Source organism: Mesorhizobium sp. M0317 (genome assembly GCF_040321555.1).
Classification (GTDB): domain Bacteria; phylum Pseudomonadota; class Alphaproteobacteria; order Rhizobiales; family Rhizobiaceae; genus Mesorhizobium.
The window spans coordinates 1-1616 of sequence record NZ_JAMYRV010000098.1 but is presented as its reverse complement, the minus strand read 5'-3'; the positions used below and the strand labels follow the sequence as shown (position 1 = coordinate 1616).

2 protein-coding genes and 1 pseudogene are annotated in these 1616 nt (G+C 58.2%); 1 reads left to right on the top strand and 2 read right to left on the bottom strand.

The window, feature by feature from the left end; all coding sequences use genetic code 11:
- Positions 1–646: 646 nt before the first annotated feature.
- Both NKI88_RS31660 and NKI88_RS31655 read right to left on the bottom strand, forming a co-directional pair.
- Positions 647–787: pseudogene (locus tag NKI88_RS31660) on the bottom strand (IS256 family transposase); the annotation flags it as partial.
- Positions 788–902: 115 nt separating this feature from the next.
- A complete protein-coding gene (locus tag NKI88_RS31655; protein ID WP_352659324.1) occupies positions 903–1085 on the bottom strand; it encodes a hypothetical protein in 183 nt (60 codons plus the stop codon).
- Positions 1086–1205: 120 nt separating this feature from the next.
- Here NKI88_RS31655 and NKI88_RS31650 point away from each other — a divergent pair.
- Positions 1206–1616, top strand: a 411-nt coding sequence (locus tag NKI88_RS31650; protein ID WP_352659322.1) for a trimethylamine methyltransferase family protein, incomplete at its 3' end; no start/stop codon positions are given.

Sequence of the window (1616 nt, the reverse complement as noted above, 5' to 3'; positions counted from 1 at the left end):
AACAATCACCCAGTCGGAGCCCAGAGATCCCTTTAGGGAACGCGCAGCAGGCACAACGCCCAGCGACCTGAACCAACCGTTCGAGGCGTCGTAGATCGGCGCCTTTATCTCACGTCGCCAAAGCCCATTCATGCAAAGCATCCGTCGCAATTTCAGTATACATTAGCGGTCTGGCTGGCAACACGTCAAGAGGGCGACGTAGCAAAATAATCGGCAGGAGGCCCAGCGAGAAACGTTGCCACCTCACCCCATGCGTGGATTTAGGGCACCCCGAGCTCGATTGAGGCGCGATTGGAATAGCTCCGCCTCAACCGTGCCCGTGTGTTGACGGGATGATTCTGTATACGTTTTTATCAGGGAGGCGCTTGAGCCGCTATCGTGGCCCGACGAATGATGCTCTTTGAAACGAGTCAACGCGGTGGGCTACTTTTCTCCTCCCACGACATCATGATGCCCCCTTGGAAAGGCGGCTGTGACCCTGGTGGAATATGCAGCGGCCGCATCGTCTCGTTCGTCGTCATCGCGGTGGTCGTCAACCCAGACGGCCGGCGCGTGCTGAGTATGTAGTTCTTCATTGAGGGAAGATTCCGAAGTGGGCGCCGCATCATCTCACCGTAGATGCCGCTCGATTGGATTAATTGAGTATCGAGTGCAGCTTGGCCCGATGTTCCTTGGGCAGGTCATTATAGGCGAGCACTTCGTGTTCAGCTTCGTCCATGATAGCGGCGAGCTCAGGGACCTTCGGCCGAATCTGGTTCGCGACGCAGCGCCATTGGTCGCTGGCCTCCGCCAGCGTGCGCAGGAACTCCGTCCAGATCGGGCTCGATCTTTGACGTGCTGAACACCAACCTCCGCCTAGGCGGGCTCCGCTGCTTGAGTAAATCGGCGGTGCAGCCGGCCCGCTACTTGACGCCGGAAACCATCAGCCAGATGAGGATGATTCGCTCATCTCGCGCCAGCCGTGGCGCGCTGATCAGGCCGGTCCTCCCGGGGAACTCGGCCACCAACGCCGTCAGTTGCGCCACTCCAAGTAACACGGTCCGGGCGATCTGGCCGGTACGCCGCAACTCAACCAGCGATGGCACCTCGCTTGGCTCGCAGAAGCTCTTGGAAATGCGAAGGCTGCTGCGTAACCTCAGGTTACGCAGCAGCGCAATTCTTATATCGTTGTTTAGTCCGGGCCGATCCGCAATCATGAGGAGTCATTGGAGTTCTTTATCGTGCAAGAAACGCTCGAAATCAAAAATCTTACATCAAAGCCGCGGCGCGGCGGTGCCGCTTCTCGGCGAGACGCGCGACTAAGAGGCCCGGTGATTTACCTTCCTACCGCCGTGCGCAACATCCCGACATACGAAGTGCTTGCGCAGGACGGGGTTGAGGCAATTGACGATCATGCAATGAATATCCTCGAGACCATCGGAATAGAATTTCGTGATGACGCCTCTGCTGCCATCTGGCGACAGGCTGGAGCCGAGGTTACCGGGCATCGCGTGCGCATTGCCCGCGAACTTATCCGCAAGTTGATCGCCACTGTTCCCGCTGAGTTTGACTATCATGCCCGTAACTCCGACCGTACAGTCAGGGTCGGCGGACGCAACATGATCTTTGGCCCCGCC